This window comes from Pseudomonas batumici, from assembly GCF_036585405.1.
In the GTDB taxonomy this organism is placed as follows: domain Bacteria; phylum Pseudomonadota; class Gammaproteobacteria; order Pseudomonadales; family Pseudomonadaceae; genus Aquipseudomonas; species Aquipseudomonas batumici.
The window spans coordinates 6,176,986-6,201,267 of sequence record NZ_CP144470.1 but is presented as its reverse complement, the minus strand read 5'-3'; the positions used below and the strand labels follow the sequence as shown (position 1 = coordinate 6,201,267).

Below are 24,282 nucleotides of genomic sequence, written 5' to 3'. Positions count from 1 at the left end.
ATTCCGCTCAACAAAGCGAAGACTAATAATGCTCACTTTAAACGGAGCCGCTGGCGTCGACGACTTACCAGAAATGCCTCGAAACCACCTTCGTCCTTAACCGCGACATGTGTCACTACATGCCCCCTGCCCGCGGTACTCATTCTCACGACATGGTGTACCGGCAGATCCTGGCGATTTCCTTCTCGCGGCCCGGGACCACTTTCGACGTTACAGCTATGCACTCATCTCCAACCATACCGGTACTGGCCCCATCCGGCTGATTAGTGCGCGCATGTCCTTCAGCCACGCAGGAGCCGAGCATGAATATCGCCAACTGGCTGGACGAAGCCGGCCTTCGCTACCCGGAGCGTCCGGCCTTGTTCGAAGGGCTGCAGCAAGTCGCCAACTATGGCGCCTTTGTCGCTCTGGTCCGGCACCGGGCCGCGTATCTGATCGACGAGCACGGCATTACTCCCGGCGACCGGGTCGCACTGTTCATGAAAAACTGTTGCGAATACCTCGAGCTGCTCTACGCCATCTGGTGGGCCGGCGCCGTGGCGGTGCCACTCAACTACAAGCTGCACCCCGTCGAGGCCGGTTGGATCGTGCGCAAGGCCCAGGCCCGGTTGATTTTCACCGATGGCGGCCAGGTGTTCGCACCCGGGGCCCTGCCCCAGACATGTCGAGAGCTGGATCGAGAGGACATGGGAGCACTCGCCTCGGCCACTTCGCCGCCGGACACGCCATGTCCGCGTCATGCCGATGACCTGGCTTGGCTGTTCTACACCCCCGCCCCCACCGATCGCTCCAAGGGGGTGATGCTGAGCCACGGCAACTTGACGGCCATGTCACAGGGCTGTTCGCCCGATGTCGATCCGATCGATGCCGATGACGCCGTGGTCTATGCAGCGCCGATGTCTCACTGCGCCGGCCTCTACAGCCTGATCCATGTGCGCCGGGCCGCTCGCCATGTCGTCCCGCAGTCTCGCGACTTCAAGGCCGACGAGCTGTTCGAGCTGGCCAGCGGGTTCGGCAATATCACGTTGTTCGTAGCACCCGCCATGTTCACGTGCCTGGTCGAGCAGGCCCGCCGCCAAGGCTACGACGGCGAAGGAATCAAGACCATCATCTATGGGGACGCCCCCATCTACCCGACAGACCTGCGCAACGTGCTGCTCAGGAACAGCTACGGCGATCTCCTCAAGACGGAACTGCGTCTGTGGTTGAAGGCCAGCGCCAATGACACCTCCGCGCCCTGAAGAACATTTCCGATGCTCTACGTGCCAGCATCGCTGTACAACACCCGCAACACACTGATCGCCGCCGCCCGGAATTTTATGCAGCGATTCCGACGTTGTTATGTGCGTACGGCAGCAAAAGCCTCTTTCTCAGTGTGGCGGTTGGAACGGCTACGTACATTGTGCTCGGTTCGTTCATGTGGGCCCAGGTCGACCACATCGCTTAATGCCTGGCTCGACAACTCAGGGTTATTGACCACCAGCCGCACTTCGAGGAAATCCTCGAACCCAGGGAAAATAGTCAAGCCGTTACGCTGGGCCGCCTCACGAGACACCATGCCGAGACCGTCCATCTGGGTTATCAGCGAAAGGGTCAGGGTTTCGCTGCAGGAGTAAATCATCCGCTGACCGGATTCATAACTTCCAAGGCCCGCGTCGAGAAAGCGCAAGAAACTGTGGGCATAGGGACAATCGTCCGCCGGACGAACCTGAAACTTATCGCCCAGCAACACCCACGAATCGCTCTCCTGACCACAGTGAGCGCCCACCACCTGAACGCGAACACCGGGCAGTACAATGCTTGGCAATCCGTGCTTTTGCGGGCCGATCAAAACGGCTAGGTCGAAGTCCTCATTCTTGAGCTTGCTGAGGTTTTCCATCGACTCGGCGTAGCTGAATTCCAGCTGATGGTCAGGAAACACCTCAATCAGGCGTCCGATCATTTTTCTATTGAAGTCCTCCGACAGCGTGGTATTCAACGCCACCTTCAACGTGCGTTGTCCAGGCACCTTCAGAGCGGTGACTTTTTCTTCCATCTCCCGCGTGGCGACCAACACCTTGTCGATGTAGGGCGTGAGCTCCGCGCCCTGCGGGGTCAGGGTCAAGCCCTTGTTGGAACGTTGAAACAGGCGAAAACCAAACTGTTCTTCGACCTTGTTCAACTGCGCGGCCAACGCCTGCACAGTCAAACAGGAATGCTCCGCCGCCGCCGACAACGAGCCGGTCTGCACGATGTGCATCAGGTTGCGTAAGGTTCTACTATCCATGGGCTAATGCCCTCTAAAGTGGGCTGGCGATTGTTGTGTACCTTACGGCCTATCCTTCCATCCAACCACCCACTCCGAATAGCGAAATTCCTGCCTTCGAATCCACCCTCCTCCAAAGCTAGCACCACAATGTCCAATCCTGGATCGAAGCCGTCCGCACCGGCCGGCTCACCGACCAGGTCATCCTGTTGACGGTACTAGCCCCACACCGGGTTTGAGTGACGTGGCTATTGAAGGCCCAACGTTACTGTCTAGCCCTGAAACAGGTTTAAAGCTGTTTCAGGGCTAGACACACCTCAATCAATCGGATGGCTGTCCAACGCGGACGATAGCTGATTGGATGGGGATACTCCCTCAAGCAACGCATCCACCACCGCACGCGCCACCTCCACCGAATGCAGCATGCCCCAGAACAGCGCTCGCTCGACGGGATTGGTATGCAGGCTGATTTCGTCGCCATTGAGTTCCGCCGTTTCGAGCAGATTCGAAACGTAGGTCAGTGCATCCTGGGCAGTTACACCCGGTCGGATGGCAAACAACGTGGGTTTATATGGGGCTTCGGGGATGACGGGTTTGGTGCACGTGAACGTGAGGGTATCGAGCAAACGGGGAGTATTTGCTGGGACCGGCTCGGGCTCGTTGGAAGGGGTATCAGAGTGTTTACGCAGGTACATCGCCCTGTCGGCGGTGCTGAGGGTTTTACGAATCGGGGGTGGATCGGGGGTGATTTTCTTAGTCATGGTGAATCTCCTGTTTATAAAGGGAGTTCATCCATCCTCGCTGCGACGCAAGGGTGGCGAACTGCGCGCAGGTTCGCAGACCAGGGTAAACAGGAACCCGGCAGGCCGAAGCCTCCTGCGCACAGCTCGCCATAACGCGAGCAACAAAAAGCCGCTTTCGCGGCGCTGTGCGCCTGTCTACGACCGGGCTGCGAAACCCGCGTCGCTGAATTTGCAGCGACACGTGAACAGTAGCCCCGGCGTTTGGCGCACGCAATATTCTCCCATGCCTGAAGCATGTGGGAAATATGAGTTTTTTTGGCAGGCCGTTTCTCGTATTGATTGAACTGTGCCTTGGGCAAAAGGGAAAATAAATCGAGCCCAGAGCGGGGATAAGCCAGACTTACCTGATATCGCAGTTTACCTAAAAGAAGCCAAGTGCCACTATTGGCATCCGATGGAACGCCCTTGCAATTCCGCCCCTTGAGAAAAGGGCCAAATTGAACACAATCCGTCGGCACCCCAGATTTTTTAGTCAGCACACGGATAGAGGTTTTGCATGACGGAAGAAAAGGAAGACAACGGCTCCTCTCTGATGAAGCTTGTCGAGGCCATTGCCATCACACCCAAGGACGCGCGGGAACTGGTCTCTCAGTATAAAGACCAGGTCCGCAGTGCAGAGCCGGATGCCAGCAACAAGCGCATCCAGACGCTGGTCACTGAGAAAATCATCGAACGATACTCCAAAATGGCAGCAACCACCGGTGGTGCAACGTCCCTAGCAGGCGTCATCCCTGGTATCGGGACTGCAGTGGCCATGGTTGGAGGCGGTGTAGCGGACGTTTCGTTATGCATGAAACTGCAAATCGATATGACGATGTGCCTTGGCATTGCTATCAACGATAAAATTTCAAATGAAGACGCCAAACATATGTCCTTCGTCATCGCACTTTGTGGATCGCTGGAGCAGATGGCTTCAAGCAGCGCCACTAAGGTCGCGTCGAAGGCGGCCGTAAAGGTTGTCAGTGAATACCTCAAAGGCGCCACCCTTCAGACCATCAAACAGCTTTTCAAACAGGTGGGAATCAACTTCACCAAAGCTGCAGCGTCCAAAGCTATTCCATTCGGAGTGGGCGTTGTGATCGGTACTGCAGCCAATTATGCACTGACTCGTTATGTGGGTAGCGTGGCTCGGGATGTGTTTCTGCTTCATGTAGAGGGTGGTAGCGCCACCACCGAGTGACCATAGCAGTCTCAAAAGCCACTCAGCCAGCGCTCGATCGATAAATGCGGCATGCCGATGGATCAGATTCTGGCCGCTACACCTGGGGCAGTGAGTAAACCACTCACCCTGCCCCACCGCGTCACTTTGTAGCGCAAGTGTTTTCTTCCACCCACAGTCATTGCAAACAAATGTGCACGGCCTGGGCTCACTGGCGTTGCAATTTATAAATGGCGTTGAGCGCCCAACAACAAGGCCGAGGGCAACCCAGAATTGTCCATTTACCAGCCCAAACCCAGCGCGTCACCTTTGTCCTCAGCCAACTACTAACTCCGATCGTTACAGCTATGCCTCTGCACATTATCTCCGCCTAGCGAGGGCCTGTCGCGGAGCGACCTCTCTACCGACACAAATTTTTGCGAAGACAGTACCAATCGAACCGCTCAGTCAATTACATACCACACATAGCTATATTTCCTTTAATCAAGAGTGGTTATGCCTCCGGTCCTCTATAAACACACCCACTTGTACATGTCTCATGAATACGTATTGCGGATAACTCAGGAAGCAATGGTTTGAGTTCACCCCAGACCCAAATGGCCAAAACCTCACTTGTCGGATTTTCCAACCCGGGGATCTCATTAAGATAATTATGATCAAGACGCTCATATAGAGGCGCAAAAACCTCCTTTATCTCAGAGAAATCTTTAACCCAACCCGATGCTTCTCCGACAGGACCTTCAACATAAATCGCAATACGAAAGGAGTGACCATGCAGGCGCCCACACTTATGTCCCGCAGGAACGTTTGGCAACCGATGAGCGGCCTCAAAAACAAACTCTTTAAAAATCTCCATCAAACCCTCCACATCTACGAGAACCCAATCAGTTAGACTAAAGCCTTCCAAGACTCAAGATCAGCACATAAAGTTTCAAACAAAAACTCTACGACTTTAGCCCGCCCCTCGCCTAGCGCCGATGCAATAGTCATTACAGAAACCAATATTGAATTAACCGTATGAAGATCGATCACAGCACTTAGGAGATCCAATACCTCTTCAAGCTTTACCAACAAAGTTGTTTGGGAAAAACTTAAAGCCTGCACAGTATGGGTAGACGGTGCTAAATATAGAATATTCGCACGCGTCCGCAAACCGTACGCTTCAGTAAGCATGCCATACCCTTCCGAAGGGAAAGCCTCGTCCTGCCCTGCAAGCCTCCTTAATGCTTCCTGAAAAGCCATAGACAGATGCAAAATAACTTCTGAAAACTCTTTGACACAGGCATCACTGGCTAGCGCAGGGGAAAAATCTGAAGAAATCAATGTCATTATAGCGCCTCCAAAATTATTAATAACGAATATTAGCTAGCTAAACTCGAGATCCGAACGCCGAACCACCCTAATCAAATGATCAGTTAAAATATGAATATCGCCATGTAAATTCTGAATACCGTTCCACGGTCGGCTACCCGTTTTAAACGACCACTCCCCAGAGTCTAGCGTCCAAGCTGTATACCCTTGTAGTTTTCTAAGGCCTAGCTTGAATAGAGGAGCCAGAGGCGCGCCGGTAGCACATAACTGCTCCATAACAAACCCCATAGAAATAATTCCCGCACTGTGCACGAGACGAGAACTTTTAGGCGTGTGGCCATGCCAGGCCTCGCCAAACACTTCCTGAACCGCCTGAAAAAACTCACTGATGGCCAAGAAACATCGATCCTCACCTCCCGATAACTCAATCACCTCCCGACAGTAACCATCAGAAAGGGAATTCATTACCAGTTTCTGGAGCGACGTATCGCCGATGACCCCTGAGGGGTTGGTATGCTGCTTAATCTGCCCTTGCAAAGAAGACCGATCATCGTAATTCAGCATTTCAACGATGCGGGCTGCGCGCGCTCGGGAGGTCATTCTGAATGGAAGGCCGCTGACAGAGGGGAGCAGCTCATATACCAGCGATTTCGGCAGTGGACTGGTGTTGTTGACGAGAATGAATTGCCGGCGAAGCTCTTCCGGACTCTCACACACCAGAGCAGATACCAGTAGCTGGAAAGAACTCCCCTCAAGACCAGCTAACGCTGACAGGCGCTGCTGCCCATCCACAACAAATCCTGGGGGGCCGGATGAAACATCGACCTCTATTTCTGCATAGGCCCCATTCCCATCCACCACCCGGACTCCGCTGGTAAACGCTAAAACCACAGCATTAGGCATGACCGCATCGGGACGGGAGAGGTAGTCGCGGATCTCCCGTATGTGTTTGGACACCTGCGGCCGCTGAAAGCCATGAAGGGCGCCACGATCATCACGCTTGACTCGGTCGATGCTAGCGATCGCCAAAATCTGCTCAACGGTAGCCGCAAACGATACCACCTGGTGGGTTGGGCTCTGTAACGCCTTGATTGCGCTGAACTTAAGCAATGAATCTCTTCCTTCATCGAACGGCACCCCAGAAGGAGGGGTAGCAGCAGTTTTGGGGTTCTTATACCAACCCCTCCGCATAAAAACCAGCCTCAGCGCATTGGCCCATACAGTTATTAAATGGTAAATTGCCAACCTCAAATAAATGCGGCATCTGTCAAAACAGGCTTACAGTTTTCCCCATGAGAACCGTCATCGTCACCAACTGCACCAATCGAAAGCGTCTCGACGGCCTGCCGCCGGTGGTGCTGAAGGATCAGTGCTACTCATCGATTGCTGCCATGGCAAAGGCATGGATGGGGCAAATAGACGAACGCCCCACCACTCTGACGGCATCCTCACTTTACGTAGGCAGAAGCGTTTCTGATGCTAGGCGCGTAGCAATAAAGCTGGACGCAAAGCTAATGTTTGCGTCGACCGGCTTGGGGTTGGTTGAAGGTGATCACAAATGTCCACCGTACAACCTGACGGTGGCTCAGGATCCGAATTCTATCATCCCACGTCTCGAAAAACTGGGGGCGCAAGCATCAGATTGGTGGGAAGCCATGAATGCCACACAGTCCAAAGGAAGCGCGATCGCTGACCTCGTCAGCCAACCCGACGTCGACTTGGTGCTCATTGCTCTCTCTTCAAACTATCTCCAGTTGATAGGCGAAGACCTCAGAAAAATTAGGGATGTGGAAATCGATAAGCTCAGAATATTCACCTCGCGCCCTGGCATTGAAATGCTTCCCAGTCATTTGCGACGCATAGCAATGCCGTATGACGAACGCCTTGAAACCTCGACTCTACCAGGCACCCGCAACGACTTTCCTCAAAGAGCCCTGCGTCATTTTGTTGAGGTTCTTGACCTGTCGAATGCTCCTGCAGAGACCGCTCGAAAGAGCGTCGGTGCGGCCATGGATCTTTTGTCCCGAGCAAAAACGACCATCCGGCGGCGCGCATCGGACGATGAGATTACCTTCATGCTTGAGTGCGCCTGGGCTCGCCACCAAGGCAGTTCCACCCGTTTGTTACGCTACTTAAGAGACGAAGCCCTGGTATCGTGCGAGCAATCGCGCTTTAGGAGGATCTGGCAGGACATCAAAGGTCAAGACAGCATAGAGAGCAACGCATGACGAGCAAAGATGCGATTGTGGTGCGAGCACTACGCACCACACAAGGAGACAACCTTGATGTATTTGCATTATTCATCAGGGGGTCTGACTTGGTCCGAATTGCTGACATCAGCCGCCTGTCGCGCGAAGACAGCAGCCCGCTCAAGGGCTTTCAGCGCCCTGAAATCAAGAACCATGTCAAAGGGATCACCGAGTACCTAAATCAAGGGAATGTACTTTTTCCCAATGCGATTATCTTAGCGCTGTCTCCTGATCTGCGTTTTGTTGCAACACGCGGCAGCAAGCCAACAGGAGACACGGGGCTTTCGCAAGCGGGTACGCTGACGATCCCGATCAGGGAGGAAGGAATGAGGTCTGCCTGGATCGTGGACGGGCAACAGCGCTCATTGGCGTTGGCGAAAGCAGCCAATTCGGATCTTCCTGTTCCAGTGATCGGATTTGTGTCCGACAGCCTGACCACCCAGCGCGAGCAATTCATTCTGGTCAACAAGGCCAAGCCCCTGCCCACGCGACTGATCAACGAACTACTACCGGAAACAGGCAGTATCCTTTTGCCCCGCGAACTGAGTGCTCGCAAAGCACCAGCTGAGTTGTGCGGGCTTCTTAGTCGTGATCCCAATTCCCCTTTTTATAAACTCATAAGGAGATCATCCGAGCAAAATAGCAAAGCAGTGATCACTGACACAGCGGTAATAACGATGATCCGCAACAGTATCAGTAATCCGTTAGGCGCGTTGGCCCCCTATACCTCTAGCACCAACGGCGCGGCGAACGTTGAGTCCATGTACAACCTACTAATGACCTTCTGGCGGGCTGTGCGTGAAACGTTTCCAGAAGCATGGGCACTTGACTCCAAGAGCAGTCGACTTATGCACTCAGCGGGGATCATCGCCACAGGAGTGCTTATGGATCGTATCTACGCCAAAATTGGTGGTCCGCGCGAAACCTACGAAGCCGTCTTACAAGAACTGGCAAAAGTTGCTCCTTACTGCGCATGGACGTCGGGTCAGTGGCCGATGATCAACGTCCAGTGGAACGAAATCCAAAGCACCCCTCAAGATATCAAGGCACTACAAGAAACCTTGATCCGCCTCTACATGACCAGCGCTCACCCATGAAATTTTTATACGCCGACACCCAAGACTACGTAGACCCGGACTACGACTTCATCAACGATCGAAATGCGCCGGGCCGGAAGAGATATTGGGACGACCAGTATGCGCACGAAATGATGACCCCCGTCCCCTATGACGGGCTCTTGGTCTCGATGAGCGCAGTGCGCCCTGCAAATGGCGTCGCTAATTCAAAGGTTCGATACTCGACTTCCGAGCAGCAGCGTTTCCTGAGAGAAGGAGCGCGCAAATTTCTACGACTCGATGGCGTCCAGTTCAAAGACACGATGGTCCTTGGTGACTGCGGGGCATTCGCCTATGTAGAGCACCCTACCCCTGCGTATAGCCCAAGCGAAGTAGTAGAGTTTTACTCGGATGCGGGATTCACCCACGGTTGCTCGCCGGACCACATCATATTCAACTGCGACTCCAGCAATCCTCCAGCGTTGAGCCAGTCGGAAGATGTGCTGTTTCGGTACGAAATCACGCTCAAAAATGCTCAAGAGTTTCTAGATTTAGTGAAGGAGGCGGAATGGCCTTTCGAACCTCTTGGAGCGGTACAGGGTTGGTCTCCTCGAAGCATGGCGAACGCTGCAAAACAACTAGAAGACATGGGTTATCGCTACTTGGCTATCGGAGGTCTAGTACCTTTGAAGGTTGACCAAATCCATGAAGTTTTGAAAGAGTTGAGAGCTATCCTCAAGCCCGAGACAAATATCCATCTACTGGGTTTCGCCAAAGCTGAAAATATTCATGAATTCACTGGATATGGCATTACCAGCTTTGACTCAACCTCTCCACTTATACGTGCATTTAAAGATGCAAAGTGTAATTACTACATGAGTAACGACACGAAAAAACTGGACTATTACACCGCAATCCGAATCCCACAGGCAATTGAAAACCCACGCCTGATGCAAGGAATAAAAAAAGGTACTCTGAGCGCAGAGGAATTACAAATCAAAGAAAAAGCAGCGTTGCTAGCGATACGCGACTACGATAAAAATCTGCTCGACTTTGATTCCACCTTAGCCGTACTAGTAGACTATCTCCGACTGACCCTTTCCGGCACGACGTTATCGCCACTAGAAATGGAAAAAGAAATCGCCAAACATATCCGGCTAATCTCACCAACGCTGAGAGATAAACCTTGGCAAAAATGCCAATGTTCGATTTGTCAGTCCGCGGGTATCGAAACTATTATCTTTCGAGCCAGCAATCGGAACAAAAGACGCGGATTTCATAATTTAGGCGTGTATCACCGCCACCTTCAGAAAACCCTGGAACTTTCGAAACAATGATCTATCGATTTAAGGGTGTGCGCGCCCAACAGGCCTCGGGGCATGACGTATTTTCGTTTGCTGCCACTCCAAATGAAATTTTAGAGTTCTCTGAAATTGAGAGAGTCGGCCGCGATGAAGAAGGCCACCTCAAAGGTTTTCAGCGCCATCAAGTCGCGTCGCACATCAGAGATATTCGCGACTATCTTCAGCGCGATGATGCGTTGCTCCCAAACGCGATTATCCTGGCCTTTCTGGGCGGAGTAACGATTAAAGACCTCGGTGAAGGTATTGTAGAAATCGTTATTGATGCTACCGAATCCAAGCCAGGCTTCGTGGTCGATGGACAACAAAGACTCAGCGCCCTTGCTACGATGGAGAAACCTGGATTCCAGGTATTTATATCGGCATTAGTTTGTAAAGATTACAACGAACTGCGGCAACAATTCGTGCTCATTAACAATACCCGACCGCTGCCAAAATCTCTGATCTATGAACTTTTGCCAACCGTCGACGGGTTGCCAGAACGATTTACCAGTCGCAAATTTGCAGCTCGCATTATTGACCTACTGAATTTCCTACCAAACTCTTCTTTATTTGGCGAAGTCAAGCAACATACGAATCCTAGAGGTGTCCTAAGCGATACGGCAATGCAGAAGTTCGTGATGAACTCTGCGAATGATGGCGCGATTCGTAGCTTCATGAAATTTGATGATTTTGAGGGGCGCAGCATCGAACTCATCAACAACTTTTTCCATGCAGTGCGTGTTGTTTTCAAATCGGAATGGGAAGGACTAGCGCCTAGGAATTCACGTTTGAAGCACGGGGCGGGACTGGTTTCTTTGAGTTTCGTTATGGAATTGCTTTACTCCGATCAAGGCACAACTAGCAAGGAAGGATTCATCAAAGGCCTAAAGCTTTTGAAGCCTCATACGGCGTGGACAAGCGGCGATTGGCATATTTCTGAAACCGACCGACGCCCTTGGAATGGTATCCAGAACACGCCCACTGATATAGGACTACTAACTAAGTATCTGACCGACAAACTAAAACAAGAACTAAAACGACGTTAAATCCAAACAACCAGTTCCGAGGAGAGCAGTATGCACACTAAAGCCTTAGTTTTATTTTCAGGCGGACAAGACTCAACCACCTGCCTTGCTTGGGCGCTGGAACGTTACGAACACGTCGAGACCATCGGTTTTGACTATGGCCAAAGGCATCGGATCGAACTCGAATGTCGGCTGAATATCTTGCAGGAGGTACGTAACAGATTTCCGAACTGGGCCAAGCGACTCGGTGAAGATCACGTGCTTGATCTCAAATTACTCGGTCAGATCAGCGATACGGCAATGACCGCTGAGAAAACCATAGAATTTGAAAAAAATGGACTTCCCAATACATTCGTACCCGGAAGAAACCTGCTTTTTCTGACATTCGCAGCAACTATTGCCTACCGAAGAGGCCTGACAGTGCTAGTCGGGGGAATGTGCGAGACCGACTATTCAGGCTACCCAGACTGCCGGGACAACACCCTGAAAGCCACCCAGGTGGCCTTGAGCCTCGGGATGGACGCTCCGGTGATCATTGAAACTCCCTTGATGTGGCTCAACAAAGCTCAGACCTGGCGTTTGGCTGAAGACCTAGGGAATCAAGATTTTGTCAAACTGATCCAAGAAGAGTCCCACACCTGCTACCTCGGGACTCGACAGCATAAACATGAATGGGGCTACGGGTGCGGAACGTGCCCAGCTTGCGAACTGCGCAAAACTGGATATGAGCAGTACATTCAAGAACGAGATTGACGATGGTTCAGCGGTGGCGAATCAAATCATTCGCCACCCATTTGAATCAGGTGAGTAAACCAAATGTCTTACAGTATCAAAGAAATGTTTTACACCCTTCAAGGGGAAGGCAACCAAGCGGGTCGACCCGCGGTATTCTGCCGATTCTCTGGATGTAACCTATGGTCAGGACGTGAACAAGACCGGACTAGCGCGATCTGTACATTCTGTGACACCGACTTCGTCGGAACAGATGGGGATGGTGGCGATAAGTTCAAAAATTCTGAAGCTCTTGCCCATGCTATTGATTCATTTTGGCCAATATCTCATCAAGATCATAAATATGTAGTATTGACTGGAGGAGAACCGCTGCTTCAGGTCGACGATGCATTAATATTTGCTCTGCATAAATTAGACTTTGTGATTGCCGTAGAGACCAACGGCACAATTACACCTCCGCCTGGAATCGACTGGATTTGTGTTAGCCCAAAATCGAGCACTCAAATAAAAATCACTCAAGGTGATGAACTGAAGCTTGTTTTTCCGCAAATCGACTGCATGCCGAATGATTATGAACACCTAAACTTTCAGCATTTTTACCTGCAACCAATGGATGGACCAAACGCCAAAGGACACACCGAGGCAGCTATTAATTACTGCAAAAGCAACCCTAGGTGGCGCCTTAGCTTACAACAACACAAAATATTAATGATACCCTAAACAACCCCGGCAAACATAGAACATTCATTTAAATTTAATTTTCTACTCATAGCAAAACATCTGTTACCTTACAACTCTTAGCCGCAGGATTTCTTTCAACAGCTATCAATATGACCGATCGCCAATTCTCACCTTCGTTATGATCAACAACCACACAGCTTTATTCCTGGCGCTTAAACAACGAAAAATCAACCAAAATCTCGCTCAACACATGAACGGATTTTGAGCAAAACACAGCAAAATGGAGCCTACATGTATAAAGCTGAAGCACCGGAGTTAATGGACTACTATAGACCCTGACTCTTAGTGACGACACACTCAACGATTCTCGTAGTCCCACTTCCCTCAACCTGCTGAAGGAAGGCATTCTCTCGTAAGGAATTTTTGATACAAAAGAATGCCTGATGTGTAGCCACTGCTGCCACAAAAACGACCCAATCTGCGTTTCGGACTGCATTCTTGAGTCTTGGTGTACAGACTTCTTCGTCGTTGATATCGAAGTGAGCATGCGGGAAAATTTTGCTCAGCAGTATTTGTGCACGACTTATCGCGAGGCTATCCAGACTGTAAAGCAACACCCGACGGGAGAATGTCTGTTCGAGGGCTATTTCTAGCGCAGAGTCTTCGCCATCTTTAGGTAGGTCTATCGAATTTTCTTTAGCGAGCAACCGCAAAAGACCTCGCTCTGCAATACCCAGACGGTCATAATATAATATTCCCGCTTGGACCACACTTGTCAGCCATCGGAGTCGAGCCTCAAGAGCTCGACATTGGGCATTCACTAATCCGTCCGTGAGATCAAGCGCCCAGGCCATTGTGTGAGGAGCGCTAACCTGTTCGAATACCCCGATGAGCCTATTGATCAAGCGATCGTACTGCTCCTGACCTGCACCCGCGCGGACTATGTGAAGGATGGCATTCTTCAGGAGTTCAAGCTCTGTTTCGCCAAAACGATCTCTGACTCTTAGGGACTCCGCTAAAGCCTCGTAGGTTACTAGGAACGCGGAATCCGGAGCCGTTCGTTCGATCAACCATTCAAACCAGATAGGATAGATGACTTCGAAGACATGGCTATGAGCAATTGATAGCTCTTCTGACAAACTGGCCAAGTCTTCTGGAAAACCTGGCTCTGACAGTGCATCCCTTGCGTCGGAGGATCTTGCTATTTCGCGCCAGCGGAGCACAAATTCCGCCACGCTTACATCGTCCTCCGGCTCTACGACCAAACGCCCTCTCCAGGTTTCGACGCCTGCTGGGCCAGCAATTTTTTCTACAGCAGCGAATAACCTCGAACTGTTACTGCGAATCGCTTGAGAAATCGACTGACTCGCGCTTGTCGTTCGATCTACAACAGATCGTGCTAGTTCTGGATCCTCAATCTCCCGCGCACATCGAAGTAACGCCGTCAGCACCTCAACACTGTCAGGAAGAGGCTTCAGTAACACGAGAGCCTGCTCATAACGCTCTAACTCCATCTCGCTCCGCGCCTGAATTAGACCAGACTTAGGCTGAAGCGCCTCTATCAGAGTACGAATACCATTTTCAGCCTGACCAAACTTTCCTGCACCAAGGATGTCCAGCAACTTATGACATAGGTCCGCGCTTGGTTCTGGCTGGACAAGTTCGTTTAAAAGGACAGTTTTGAGCACAGAAATACGGCGAGATGAACCGCGGCTCCGCAACAATGGCCCTACTAAAAGTTGGACATGGCTGGAAAAGGCTTCAAGCAAGTGCGTTGGGTCCTCTATTCGCTCAAAGGGACGTAGCCTTGTTTCAAACAATGCATCGAACACATCGCCGAAGGTTTCAGGTGGGAGTTTTAGATGAATCAGATGCTTGAATTGCGGGTGTTCGACGATGCTATCCCACCTTCCGAACGCGGCATTCAACCGGACTTCAAGGAATGCGCGGTTTTCTGCGCTCAAGCCATGCTGATCGCGCAAAGCTCCCATCGCTGACAACGCTTCAGACTCATTTCTTGCTAAGAGAGCACGGTCAAAGGAGGACCGTAACTGTGCGAAGGTCCGAGTTTGGATGGCTGAGCGCAGCGGTCGGTGCTCCAGCAAGTCCCAATACAACTGCCACTGCTTCCCAATCAGCACGTCTCGTTCCGGCCGATGTACCTGAAACGAAAAATATCTCAGTCCGCTTTTTTCAAGCAAAGACGCAACAACTCCATTGGCCAAGACGACCTCCGGTGCCGTAGGACCGAAGTCGGCGAAACTAGGCCCTATGAATGCCTCCAATTCGGCCCGTAGCGCTTCATATTGAGTGTCGGTATGGGCACAGGCATACCAGACCGTAACGCTCTGACCAGCCATCATAAACGGCAGGAGTAGAGGACGATCCGAGAAGCCTTTCAAGTAGCGTCGAACACTCGACTGAAATGCATACGCGCCTGTATGTAAAGCCTGGCCAGCCTTTTGAGCGTCTCGCTCACAAAGATCACTAAGTTTGAACTCATTGGGATCACAGAAGAAGGCATCAAGCATGGCCTTCGCGATCTCCACCTGCGACAAGGAAGGGGCAATCGGCATGTTACTGACCATGGGTTTCAAGTTCCGTATGAGCTTCGGCAACGCGAGCCCTATCAAAAGAAATTAAGACGCTCTCCGCACCAAAAGATATTCCATTTTCCGTAAAGTTCATTGAGCCACCAACAACTGCATGGTCAGTGAGCAGGCTTTTAGTGTGGAGTGCTGCACTTTCTTCCCAAGTGCAGAGATCCTGCGTACCTGTATCGTTGAGTGCCGCCAAGAAACGAGATTTGAAATACTTATTGTGCTGATCGGGCCGAACCCTGATCAACAATTTTGTATTATTGGTAGTTACAGCCACCAAGATGTCGATCAAACGAATCTCACGTCGCCCCCACCCGGGGTTCAGACCATCAAACTCGCCCATTCGATTGTCGAGAATAACGATATTACTTATCCACGGTGCCATCAGAATCACACGAGTACTTGGCACCATCAGTTCCTGTGCAAACAAAATTCCAAGTACATCCTTGACCGAAGTAGGTGCAGTCGTAGCGGATTTGAATATCTGACGATCAGCCATTATGCAGTCTCCGGTATTTCAAATGTCCATTCAACACTCTCGCCCACCCTTCTGATCGAATGCAGGCGGGCGAAAACGTTGAGATATTCAAACTGGACCGGTTCCGTAACAACCTCGCGAATAATTCCCGGAAGCGAACTTGCAGCCTCCGAAACCGGCATGGCGACTGTAGCTCGGTTGGTAGCAATCAAACGCTCGCGGAGCTTTTCTGCCCATTCAGGTGTTCGGGGATCGATAGGCTCCTCCCGCTGGGTCAGCCATTGGCCGACAAGAATCCGTTCGCTGGCGCACGATTGGCTTGCGAATCTATTGGGGAGGGGGAGATTCTTCGAGCGTAGGGCATGCCCTCTTGCCCATAAGATCCCCATAAGCACACTGAAGCGCCAACTCTTTCGGTCTCCATCCGGAAGTTCGAAAGTACCGCCAGCGAAAGCCCGATCCAGACGTCCATCATTGCTGTACAGCGCGCAGATGAGACGTACATCGATCTCAATTCCGTGTTTTTTCTCCAGTTCGTCCCAGTGTAACTGGACTTCTGCAAGCAGTTCATCGAGCAATTCAGGACTGTCCTGGCGAAGTAACCGTAAACTAAGCGCCACCGCGTACCCATGGAATACCGCATGACCTACCCGAACTAGCTCGGCCCTCAGCCGACCAAAATTAACTTGGGCCTCACCGTTGCTCTCAGCACACCGCACGCTTGCAAAAGCATCGATCAATGCACGGTCCCTTGAGGGACCTCCGAGACGCTGAAGCGTGTCCCTAAGTTGCATATCAATAGTTTCGAATTCCTGAGGGTTCAATGCTGCTTCAATATGGCGGTAGAGCCGTTCGGGCTGGGAAATAAGTAGGTCCACGACTTGCTCGATCAAGCCATTTCCGCCTGGATTCGCCTCGGACACCCATATGTACTGCCCATCGCGCTTGGCTCCAGACTCGCTCAATCCTGGATCAACGTCGACACAAAGCGCGTCACCATTTACCTGAGGGCATGCTTGTTGGATTGCGTCTAGAACAGCGGCACCTAGTGTCGTGCGTATCGTACAGGACAACCATTCATCCCAGGTGGCGTCGACCGGCTCGACAAGTACATCAGCCACAGATCTGAGCGCCCGTCGAACTTCTGATTTGGAGAGTTCAGACTGGAGTTCCTGTCGCAATCGATCGGCTCCGTCCTGAAGATCATCGTCTATCTCAGAGGGTGCCTGGAAAACCGTATGCAGGACATCCAGTAAGACCTCTAAATGCTCCCCTGCCCCCAAGCCATCCAAGGCAGTACGCAAATCACACTTTGTCGCTTCGGCCACGAGCAATGCCGCAGTCTGAAAAATCTGGCCAAGCCATGAACGTACGAAAACATTCAATACGAGCTCCGAAAGGTCGCATCCATGTAGGGCCTCCCAGCTAAAGCGCGCCGACCGCGCGGCCCTCGCGCGGGCAGGATCGGACCAGTCGATTTTTCGGTGCAGGGAATCCGGTAATTTCAGCTCAAAAACGAGTGCATCAACCTCCTGATCGAACCCGACACCAGCGGGATGGGCTTCATCCATAAAACGCCACTTAACGACAACCTTACGTGACTCCTGGCCAACGGTAAGTTTCAAGTCGGCCCTAGATCCTACCGCATAGCGCTTAACGACGGCCTCCGAATGGCTTGCATGCGTGTGGAAGGTAACCGAGGGAAGGATGCCTGCTATACCGACACTCGTCGGAGTTTGAAGTGTGGTTCCGTTGAGAGGAGCAAGAAGTTGCGTGACCCAATCGAGTTGGGCATTTGAGGTGTCCGACAACCTCAGAACCGGAGTAACTCCGACGGACCTTAGATCGGCATCCTGCAATTTAGCCGCAACAGGTCTAAACGCGCGACCGGTCGAAAGGATACCTTGCTCGTTGAGATGGAATACGCCCTTGTGGTCGAGTTGATACCAGTCGGATAATTGTGCCTCGAGCTCAACAACCTCTTCACCGCTATCCAGTATTTCATTCAAAACCATTCCATTGACGCCGAGCCACAGTGGCGCGTCATAGCGCATGGACACGCGCCCCGGAGCAAACTCCGACAAGCCTTGCAACACAGGCATAAACTTAGGCTCTTCACTTCCCCCAGCTTGCGGAAGAACAATCTCCATCTCAGGTAAACTTAGATCACTAAAAAGAGCCGCAGGTATGAAATCCGGAAGCGGGTGACCGGCCTGATGGTCGCTGCTCGGACTGTCGTGTGAACGCCAATTTGTCGCGAGTCGCCGTAATAGAGTGGGAATTGCACCTAGAAAAAGTGGTCTAGGCTGACTCCAAAGTAGCGGTTCTACACTCTCCCGTGACAGTCCGAGTAGCTCCCCGACACGACTCGAGCATCGATCCAATTCGTCGGTACTTTTTAAAATGCTGGCAAGCAGTTCTACCAATCGCTGCTGCCGCAACCTTGCTTGCAGCCAGTTTTTACCGAGCCACTTTGCACCGGATACATTGGGAGCCAGATCGACGGCTTTCTTCCTTAATGCATTCCACTTCTCCGAGGTCAAAGGAAACGTTACGTCTCGGGCCAAGATGCGAACTTGGACAAACTGCTCACTTTTCCAATGCTCCGGAGTCTCGTCCTTCAAAGGTCGCGCAAGATCTCGCCAAACGGCCCCAGGGATGGGATCGACTTGCATACATCGTCCCAACTCGTCAATTAATGCATACACTGCTTGCATCCGTTGGACGTAACGGTTCGTCATCGGCAGATCCCGGGCAGCCACCAAGGGATCAAAGAGTTGATCATATGCCTGATAGGCGAGACGATCTCGACCGTAGTCTGAAAGAACAACGACTGTCCAGGGCCGCATGTGCCGTGTCCGGCCGGCACGCCCTTTGCGCTGCAAGAACTGGGCGACATCACGAGGAGCCTTATGTTGAAGTACGACCCCTACCTCTGGATCGTCGAATCCTACTTCCAATGATGCAGTTGCAACTACTACTTGTGATTTCTGGCTCACACCGGAATCAAGGGAAGTTGTCCGTCCAACCTCCAAACATGCGTTAAGATCGTGTCCAATTCCATCCCCTGTGCTCAGAGCCCGCCAGTCCTGCCCAGCCAAATATCTTCGGCCAACAGGGTTAATCGGGGCTCGCAGACGCGCCAGTCCACCATCTGGATAATGGCTCGTATTTCGATTCCCATCGGGGTAGCGTCCCTCGGCGTCAAGAAGGTTCTTGAACAAACGATTGGTCGCATCAAGTTGATCAGTAAACGCGAATGCTCGCCAACCACTGAAAGGTCTTTGCCTGAAGTCAAAGCCGTCCCGTGGATCTAGAAGGCGAGCAAGCAACATCAAGGATTGGATCGATGTTGAGAGAAGTGCGGTCTGCGAAACAGGATCACCGCGCAGAGCAACGAGATACTCGCCTCCCTCTTCAATCATGTCGTTCTCGTGCGGGGTAATGACTTCAACTACGGACTCCTCGAGTCCGGTTAATGTCGCAAAAAATCGTTGTCCCTCCGCAATCGTTGCCGAGAGCCCCACAAAACTTGAACGTCGCCCACTCAGAGCCCACCATCGGCGCAGCAAGTATCCGACCTGTGCACCATAGGTGCCTGCATAAAGGTGCACCTCGTCCAGTAAAACTAGATCAGGGGCTTGGGCTGCCTTAACCCCCACGCCGAACAAATGCCGCACCTGTGTGCTGGCAAGATTCTGATTAAGCATCTCAACCGAGGTGAACAAAATATCCGGCGGATTCGACTCCATACTGGTCCGAGTGAAGACTAGACACGTCTCATCGACATGGTTGCCGCAAGATGCGCATGTCAGGCGCTCCAATCCATGTTCAAGGTCATTTTTGCGAAGAATCATATCTCCGTTGCAGGCATCATCAGGACATCTCATGAAAGGGCAGATACGTTCGCGGGCGCCGCCTTTCCATTTTGAGTACGGACCAAACGCGGACTTTGCCGAGTGGGGGGTGTCACCGTAGAGCACACCCACACGCAACGGGCGCTTACCCCGCGCACTCAGCAAATCGTCAAACTTTCGACACTGACCAAAAACCTCGAGAAGTTGGTCCTTCAACAGTTCGTTCCGAGGGTAAAGTGCTAATACGCGAACTGCTTTTACCTTAGGAGATACCTCTCGCTGATAAGCCAACCACGACAAAGCCGGTAGATAAAAAGACAAGGTCTTCCCACTTCCGGTGCCCGCTGATACCAAAGTACCGCGACAAACTCCGCTTACAAGACCGTTTAGAATTCGAACGCTGGAATCTATTTGAAATTTTGCCAGCCGAGCATTAAGCGGCAGACGTTGCAACCAATGTCCAACAGCCACGAGTAAGTTTGGATCCTCCACCACCGCCTGAATTGCTGCGTAAGCCTCCGCCCACGAACACTCACGCTTTGGATATCTTCGAGGCCTCCATAAAAAGCGAAAATCGGCAACGAGAGTCGGCGCTGCAATCCACTGAGTATCGCCAGAATGACGACGAAATAGCTGGCGCAACCGGGCTAGAAGCCGAATTCCTTCGGCCATTCTGGTACGCCAACGCACCTCACCAGACGATGACAGTGGTAATAAGAAGAGTAGCCTTTGCGCCACCAGAAAATCGCGTAGATCCCCCGATGTTGAAATAGTGCAATCGGGATGGCCCTTTGGCTCGTGAGCATCATCGGAATCCAATACAGATCGCAGACAATCCATGAGTTCAAAACTGGATAAGGAACTGTCAACCAATCCCCAAACCAAAACCTTCGACTCTACCCGCTCGATTGCATTCAGCGCCAACTCTGCGAGCTTATGATCAGGACCAAGAGCCATTATGTATTTCTCACGCGAACTACGAACCGGCTAATATCATCTTTTTCTTTCAACCAACTGAGCACCGTCGGAGTGAGTAACTCAAGGCCAGCACCAAAGTTCAACCCCCGATAGAACTCCCGCACCTCATCAGGTAATTCAAGATCAATTTTCTGGAGCAACTCCTGTAACTGCAATGCACTCTCACGCAAAGCAGTTAAATCTTCTGAGGACTTTGGAAAAAACTGCGCTCGCAACACCTTATATCTTTCGTACAACTCCTTGTAGTCCTGGAGTGTGCTCATATTTGCAGGTGATTTTGGCATCTGCTCTTCAATTCGCTCAGGAGAATCGACTACCCCGGACTCTTCAACTCTTAGTGCCCAAACTTGCCTTACAACTGCTTCGGTCTTGGCCGTCATACCCGCTGCGGAGTTCAGCAAGCGTGTCCAAAGATCATCTTTCGACACTGCCTGAACGTCATCCGCGTTGCTGAGTAATGTCCATGCGTCGCCCGCTAACCCCCTCAAAACCTCCTGCGCCATTTGGAGATCGGGTTCCTCTGCTACCGCTATCCTGAGCCAGGACAGCTTTTCCACCACCTCCCCGACCTTGCGTTTGCGGTCCGACCAGGTTGCGTGCAAATTCTGAATGCTAGAGACCTGATGCCTGATCTGGTTAGCTATTTGGGCCTTTTGCAAATTTTCCCGGGCCATTTGACTGCGACTGAGCAAACTCGTCATTGGAGATCCCAAGTAAGACTGTTGAGCAACCCTTCCCGCTCACGAAGCGCCTCCTCTTGGCCCATCGCTGCGGCCTGATCGGCGCATAATTTCTCAAGAGCACTGAAAAAAACGCCTAGTGCCAGCACGTTCTGCGCCACTTTTATCAGTCCTAGTAGCGGCAGACTGCTCCAAGCCGCAATTTGTACCTCCAAAGACCTTTGCGGGTCTGGGGCTTTGAAATTGCAAGCACCACTGATGACTGCTTCAGATTTCTCGTCAGCAAGATAAGTGACCATCTTTTTTAGCTGAGTTTCGTCACATTTGGTTGGCCATAAGGACAACTGCTTGGCAAGTTGGAGGGTGCTCAGCAAATCCTCACGCCAGGCGACACGCGCATGCCCCTTATCGAAGGCTTCGGCAACCATTGGCTGAAACGCTTCCATAGAGGTCTGCAAGTAACGTACAAGTTGCTCAACTCCGGTATCGGACATCCGCTCTAGCGCGTCGGTGCTCGCGGTGCCAAGGGGCATAGGTCCTTCTAGGAAGAGTATCCAACGCCCCTCGATTACACGCTTCCATGCACTCTTCATGCGCTCAGTATCGACTGCGAGTAGCGTTGTGCCTCGCGCCCCCTGATAGCAGCCAAGCCGATTGGCAAAAAACGTTTGCAACCCCTCTCGTCCCGCCAGGGCCTCTGCCCTCACCAAAATCACCTTTCGTACCGCTGAAGGTAACGAATCGTCTTCCTTAGGTGTCGGCTCTACGGGTGCCCTGAGCATTAACTCCTGGATCCGGGGGGCCTCTGGCTCTGCCTTCCGACTCAACCCAAGCATCAGGTTCTGTCGGTGTAGCACGGTACACAGCATTCGCAAGTCCCGTTGCGCTTCAGACTCTAAAAGCTGAACAAGTTTCGTCTCTAGTTGATCGAGCAAGGCTTGGGCCATCGAGTAATCAGTTTCTGCATCTGCATAGGACCAAGACTTGCCGTTTGAATCCCAGCGACTCAGCGCACGAAGCCCCTGCACCAAAAGTAGCGGAATCGGCTCTCCTGGTTCGGCCACACGAACGATGAAACCAACGCTTCTATTACCGACGGTACGCTCTGGTGGAAGCCAGAACCATTTGAAATCGATTCCCTGCCCCTGCAGGCGGAGAGTGTCCAGCGAGATTCGCTCTTTGAGAGCAGCCGCAAGCAACTGTCGAACTTTCTTCGGATCTTCTCCGGTAAGTTGCGCGTCAGGAGACCAAGCCTCCAATGCTCTCTCGAAACGCACGTCCCCGACTACAGGCTCAACTTCGGATTCGACTGGCACTGTGTGTGTTGTATTCCCTCCACTGTTGGCACTGACGGGCGCCACAGTTGGAGGTTCTTTAAAGTTACGATCAAAAGGCCATGGCAATTTGAAAGCGTCGAACACCGCCTTTGGAGCTTGCGGCGACTGTCGTATGGAACTCGGGGCTCCTGCCCAGTGATACATGAGGGATTCAAGCCTCTCTTCCTCAACTTGTGAGTAGTACTGGAACTGCAACTCCTGGCGAACGCTAGGCTGGAGTCTAGGCTGGACAAAGTTGGCGGGGGGAAAGACTCCTTGCTCGAAGCTATCACGCATGAACAGCGTTTTTCGAAGCACCTCAATGATAAACGCACGCGGATTGAATACCCATCGGTCTGCGCGCTTAAGGGCGTTCTCGCCTAGCGAACGCACCGCGAGTTCGTTAAATGGAAACAGAGCGTAACCCAAACTGCTGGTGCCGAACGCCTTCAACACCTCGGCCGACTGCGCATCGATAACAGGCTCAAAACTAGGCACCCAAGCATACAAATCCACCTGTTCGGAAGGGCGCGCTGCAAAACTGTTTTTGAGCTCCCTCAGTCCCCAGCGTGCCGCATTGAGATAACGCCCAGTCATGTCCACGAGTCGCTGAACGACCACTTCTTCGGACAATCCTTCGCTAGGAATCACCCATTCACCACGCGCGCGCGTGAGCAATGTCTGCCGGCCTGGCATGAAACCGTCCGTAACTGCTAGGGCGGTCCGGATCGGGGCTCGGACCCATTCCCCCTGGTGAACACTCTCAGTGATCACAATGTCCAGAAGCGGCTGCTGGACCCCCGACAAGGTAGCAAGATCTTCAACCAGTAATACCAGTTCCTTGCCCTCATGAAGCAACTGTCGACGAATATCGTCGACAACCTCCTGAATGGTCTTTTGGCGGAAAGTCTCGGCAAAGCCAAATAGAGTCCTCAGGGCCGGATCCAAAACTTCTTGCAGAATTTCTGCGGCGACCACTCGGTCCCGCCCATCGTTTCGGCCAAGAAAACTTAGTGCGTCAAGGGTATCTCCAGAATAATCCCCAAGACGGAGTGACTCGGGTGGTGTGAGATCTTTCGCAGAAAATCGTCTTTGATCGGGATCCGATGCACCGCCCAGGCTGGAACCGACAATACGGATCAGTACCTCTGCAAACCAATTGTCGCGGGCCATTGGATCACGAATCAGGTTTCGCACCTTTTTAGCGATTGTGATCCTGAGACCGAGTTGGCTCTGCTTCGAAGGGTCTGTTTTAACTTCCAAGACAGCCTGCTCGGTATAGGCATGTAGCTCTGAACCGATTGTGGCCGCAAGCAATTCGGCGGCCCGGGGAGGGTCAAGGGCATCTGTAACGCTCGAAAGCTCACGCTTCAGCGTTTCGAAAGCCTCTCCTCCCAAGGGTTCAAGAATCAGTTCAACTACTTGGCGTAAGCTTGCCGTCTTCGGAATCGAAACGATCACAAGGCGGTCACGTGCAGGATGACGCTGCAGTTGTGCACCTAACCAACGGACCATGTGTGACTTACCGATTCCAGAAGCCCCAGTAATAGTCACTAGAACGGCACTACCGTCGTCGGTCGGGCGCATCAATTCATTCAGCAGGTCTGCCTCATCAGCAATCGTTTCAACCCCGGTTTGAGCGGCGCGACGTAATAGGCTTACAGGCTCATGGACCGCTAGTAGTAAGGCCTCATCGATCGTTTCGGCTTCGGTGCTCAAACACTCAAGCACCTGGGGCACCGTGGGCCAATATTTAGCTAGGTTGCTCAT

The 24,282-nt window shown here is 52.1% G+C and carries 17 protein-coding genes and 4 pseudogenes; 11 read left to right on the top strand and 10 right to left on the bottom strand.

Features of this window, described 5'->3' with window-relative positions; translation table 11 throughout:
* Positions 1-44: 44 nt before the first annotated feature.
* The 3 pseudogenes from NUH87_RS28395 to NUH87_RS31420 all read left to right on the top strand — a co-directional run.
* Positions 45-263: pseudogene (locus NUH87_RS28395) on the top strand (hypothetical protein); the annotation flags it as partial.
* Between the two features lie 39 nt (positions 264-302).
* A pseudogene (locus NUH87_RS28390) lies at positions 303-1,157 on the top strand (AMP-binding protein); the annotation flags it as partial.
* An 80-nt stretch (positions 1,158-1,237) separates the two neighbouring features.
* Positions 1,238-1,348 (top strand): annotated as a pseudogene (locus NUH87_RS31420) (hypothetical protein); the annotation flags it as partial.
* Here the strand turns inward: NUH87_RS31420 and NUH87_RS28385 are convergent.
* Complete coding sequence (locus NUH87_RS28385) at positions 1,340-2,266, bottom strand: LysR family transcriptional regulator (protein ID WP_338523602.1); 927 nt, start codon at positions 2,264-2,266, stop codon at positions 1,340-1,342. The pseudogene NUH87_RS31420 and the gene NUH87_RS28385 sit on opposite strands and share 9 nt — an antisense overlap.
* An 86-nt stretch (positions 2,267-2,352) precedes the next feature.
* Here NUH87_RS28385 and NUH87_RS28380 point away from each other — a divergent pair.
* Positions 2,353-2,481 (top strand): annotated as a pseudogene (locus NUH87_RS28380) (class I SAM-dependent methyltransferase); the annotation flags it as partial.
* An 81-nt stretch (positions 2,482-2,562) separates the two neighbouring features.
* On the opposite strand, the gene NUH87_RS28375 reads toward NUH87_RS28380, so the two are convergent.
* Complete coding sequence (locus NUH87_RS28375) at positions 2,563-3,006, bottom strand: hypothetical protein (protein WP_338523601.1); 444 nt, start codon at positions 3,004-3,006, stop codon at positions 2,563-2,565.
* Positions 3,007-3,544: 538 nt separating this feature from the next.
* On the opposite strand from NUH87_RS28375, the gene NUH87_RS28370 reads away from it, so the two are divergent.
* Positions 3,545-4,228, top strand: coding sequence for a hypothetical protein (locus tag NUH87_RS28370; protein WP_338523600.1), 684 nt, complete (start codon positions 3,545-3,547; stop codon positions 4,226-4,228).
* Between the two features lie 472 nt (positions 4,229-4,700).
* On the opposite strand, the gene queD is transcribed toward NUH87_RS28370, so the two are convergent.
* The 3 genes from queD to dbpB (NUH87_RS28355) are packed head-to-tail and all read right to left on the bottom strand — an operon-like array spanning position 4,701 to position 6,628.
* Positions 4,701-5,063: a 6-carboxytetrahydropterin synthase QueD gene (gene queD, locus NUH87_RS28365; protein ID WP_338523599.1), complete on the bottom strand. Its 363-nt coding sequence runs from the start codon at positions 5,061-5,063 to the stop codon at positions 4,701-4,703.
* 32 nt (positions 5,064-5,095) lie between these two features.
* A complete protein-coding gene (locus NUH87_RS28360) occupies positions 5,096-5,536 on the bottom strand; it encodes a hypothetical protein (protein WP_338523598.1) in 441 nt (146 codons plus the stop codon).
* Positions 5,537-5,572: 36 nt separating this feature from the next.
* Positions 5,573-6,628 carry a DGQHR domain-containing protein DpdB gene (gene dbpB / locus NUH87_RS28355; RefSeq protein ID WP_338523597.1) on the bottom strand — a complete coding sequence of 352 codons (1,056 nt, stop codon included), beginning with the start codon at positions 6,626-6,628 and terminating at the stop codon, positions 5,573-5,575.
* A 182-nt stretch (positions 6,629-6,810) separates the two neighbouring features.
* Between dbpB (NUH87_RS28355) and NUH87_RS28350 the strand changes: the two genes are divergently transcribed.
* The 6 genes from NUH87_RS28350 to queE all read left to right on the top strand — a co-directional run bounded on the left by NUH87_RS28350 (position 6,811) and on the right by queE (position 12,642).
* Entirely contained in the window at positions 6,811-7,746 is a 936-nt protein-coding gene (locus NUH87_RS28350) for a hypothetical protein (protein ID WP_338523596.1), read from the top strand.
* Entirely contained in the window at positions 7,743-8,864 is a 1,122-nt protein-coding gene (gene dbpB / locus NUH87_RS28345; RefSeq protein WP_338523595.1) for a DGQHR domain-containing protein DpdB, read from the top strand. The genes NUH87_RS28350 and dbpB (NUH87_RS28345) overlap by 4 nt, the downstream gene beginning before the upstream one ends.
* Positions 8,861-10,159 (top strand): tRNA-guanine transglycosylase DpdA, encoded by a 1,299-nt coding sequence (dpdA, locus tag NUH87_RS28340; RefSeq protein WP_338523594.1) that lies wholly within the window; start codon positions 8,861-8,863, stop codon positions 10,157-10,159. Before dbpB (NUH87_RS28345) ends, dpdA begins: the two co-directional genes overlap by 4 nt.
* Positions 10,156-11,211 carry a DGQHR domain-containing protein DpdB gene (dbpB, locus tag NUH87_RS28335; protein ID WP_338523593.1) on the top strand — a complete coding sequence of 352 codons (1,056 nt, stop codon included), beginning with the start codon at positions 10,156-10,158 and terminating at the stop codon, positions 11,209-11,211. Before dpdA ends, dbpB (NUH87_RS28335) begins: the two co-directional genes overlap by 4 nt.
* A 30-nt stretch (positions 11,212-11,241) precedes the next feature.
* Positions 11,242-11,943 (top strand): 7-cyano-7-deazaguanine synthase QueC, encoded by a 702-nt coding sequence (gene queC, locus NUH87_RS28330; protein ID WP_338523592.1) that lies wholly within the window; start codon positions 11,242-11,244, stop codon positions 11,941-11,943.
* Positions 11,944-12,006: 63 nt separating this feature from the next.
* The gene (queE, locus tag NUH87_RS28325; protein WP_338523591.1) at positions 12,007-12,642 is read left to right on the top strand and encodes a 7-carboxy-7-deazaguanine synthase; all 636 of its coding nucleotides are present in this window, start codon (positions 12,007-12,009) and stop codon (positions 12,640-12,642) included.
* A 287-nt stretch (positions 12,643-12,929) separates the two neighbouring features.
* Here queE and dpdD read toward each other — a convergent pair whose 3' ends face one another.
* The 5 genes from dpdD to dpdH are packed head-to-tail and all read right to left on the bottom strand — an operon-like array spanning position 12,930 to position 24,282.
* A complete protein-coding gene (gene dpdD / locus NUH87_RS28320; RefSeq protein WP_338523589.1) occupies positions 12,930-15,179 on the bottom strand; it encodes a protein DpdD in 2,250 nt (749 codons plus the stop codon).
* A 1-nt stretch (position 15,180) separates the two neighbouring features.
* Positions 15,181-15,702, bottom strand: a complete 522-nt coding sequence (gene dpdK / locus NUH87_RS28315; protein WP_338523588.1) for a phospholipase D-like domain-containing protein DpdK — start codon at positions 15,700-15,702, stop codon at positions 15,181-15,183.
* Positions 15,702-20,495, bottom strand: a complete 4,794-nt coding sequence (gene dpdJ, locus NUH87_RS28310) for a protein DpdJ (protein WP_338523587.1) — start codon at positions 20,493-20,495, stop codon at positions 15,702-15,704. The genes dpdK and dpdJ overlap by 1 nt, the downstream gene beginning before the upstream one ends.
* On the bottom strand, positions 20,495-21,217 hold the full coding sequence (locus tag NUH87_RS28305) for a hypothetical protein (RefSeq protein ID WP_338523585.1): 723 nt from the start codon (positions 21,215-21,217) through the stop codon (positions 20,495-20,497). The genes dpdJ and NUH87_RS28305 overlap by 1 nt, the downstream gene beginning before the upstream one ends.
* A complete protein-coding gene (gene dpdH, locus NUH87_RS28300) occupies positions 21,214-24,282 on the bottom strand; it encodes a protein DpdH (protein WP_338523583.1) in 3,069 nt (1,022 codons plus the stop codon). The genes NUH87_RS28305 and dpdH overlap by 4 nt, the downstream gene beginning before the upstream one ends.

Bases quoted from the DNA above. Each gene is read 5' to 3' on its own strand.
- NUH87_RS28305 (WP_338523585.1), bottom strand. From the start codon at position 21,217: ATGACGAGTTTGCTCAGTCGCAGTCAAATGGCCCGGGAAAATTTGCAA.
- NUH87_RS28360 (WP_338523598.1), bottom strand. From the start codon at position 5,536: ATGACATTGATTTCTTCAGATTTTTCCCCTGCGCTAGCCAGTGATGCC.
- queE (WP_338523591.1), top strand. From the start codon at position 12,007: ATGTCTTACAGTATCAAAGAAATGTTTTACACCCTTCAAGGGGAAGGC.
- queC (WP_338523592.1), top strand. From the start codon at position 11,242: ATGCACACTAAAGCCTTAGTTTTATTTTCAGGCGGACAAGACTCAACC.
- dpdA (WP_338523594.1), top strand. From the start codon at position 8,861: ATGAAATTTTTATACGCCGACACCCAAGACTACGTAGACCCGGACTAC.
- queD (WP_338523599.1), bottom strand. From the start codon at position 5,063: ATGGAGATTTTTAAAGAGTTTGTTTTTGAGGCCGCTCATCGGTTGCCA.
- dpdK (WP_338523588.1), bottom strand. From the start codon at position 15,702: ATGGCTGATCGTCAGATATTCAAATCCGCTACGACTGCACCTACTTCG.
- NUH87_RS28375 (WP_338523601.1), bottom strand. From the start codon at position 3,006: ATGACTAAGAAAATCACCCCCGATCCACCCCCGATTCGTAAAACCCTC.
- dpdH (WP_338523583.1), bottom strand. From the start codon at position 24,282: ATGAGCAACCTAGCTAAATATTGGCCCACGGTGCCCCAGGTGCTTGAG.
- dbpB (WP_338523595.1), top strand. From the start codon at position 7,743: ATGACGAGCAAAGATGCGATTGTGGTGCGAGCACTACGCACCACACAA.
- NUH87_RS28385 (WP_338523602.1), bottom strand. From the start codon at position 2,266: ATGGATAGTAGAACCTTACGCAACCTGATGCACATCGTGCAGACCGGC.
- dpdD (WP_338523589.1), bottom strand. From the start codon at position 15,179: ATGCCGATTGCCCCTTCCTTGTCGCAGGTGGAGATCGCGAAGGCCATG.
- NUH87_RS28350 (WP_338523596.1), top strand. From the start codon at position 6,811: ATGAGAACCGTCATCGTCACCAACTGCACCAATCGAAAGCGTCTCGAC.
- dpdJ (WP_338523587.1), bottom strand. From the start codon at position 20,495: ATGGCTCTTGGTCCTGATCATAAGCTCGCAGAGTTGGCGCTGAATGCA.
- dbpB (WP_338523593.1), top strand. From the start codon at position 10,156: ATGATCTATCGATTTAAGGGTGTGCGCGCCCAACAGGCCTCGGGGCAT.
- NUH87_RS28370 (WP_338523600.1), top strand. From the start codon at position 3,545: ATGACGGAAGAAAAGGAAGACAACGGCTCCTCTCTGATGAAGCTTGTC.